The organism is Pseudoalteromonas ostreae (genome assembly GCF_018069805.1).
GTDB lineage: Bacteria > Pseudomonadota > Gammaproteobacteria > Enterobacterales > Alteromonadaceae > Pseudoalteromonas > Pseudoalteromonas ostreae.
On sequence record NZ_JAGPYN010000085.1, the window covers coordinates 1 to 383 of the forward strand.

At 45.2% G+C, this 383-nt stretch carries 2 tRNA genes; both read right to left on the bottom strand.

Going from position 1 to position 383, the window contains the following annotated elements:
* Window positions 1-90 precede the first annotated feature (90 nt).
* A tRNA-Ala gene (locus J7338_RS20630) sits at window positions 91-166 on the bottom strand.
* Between the two features lie 112 nt (window positions 167-278).
* Window positions 279-355, bottom strand: a tRNA-Ile gene (locus tag J7338_RS20635).
* Window positions 356-383: the final 28 nt, after the last annotated feature.

The window sequence follows — 383 nt, forward strand, 5'->3', positions numbered from 1 at the left end:
AGAGATACAAAAACCTCTCAAAATTAAACACACTCTATTCTCAGGCGGTTAAGCTGCCCGATAAAAGAATATTTATTTTTAAGAAGTAAGTGGTGGAGCTAAGCAGGATCGAACTGCTGACCTCCTGCGTGCAAGGCAGGCGCTCTCCCAGCTGAGCTATAGCCCCACATATGCTGGTACTTATTGTTTGTAGACCTACTTTGTTTCCAGACAAGGCATGGTAAAACGACGTTTAGTCCACTAAACGAGGCGTGCCATAACGAAGCATGGGAGCAAAGTGGTGGGTCTGAGTAGATTTGAACTACCGACCTCACCCTTATCAGGGGTGCGCTCTAACCAACTGAGCTACAGACCCAAACAATAAGTGTTTGTTCTCTTTACAA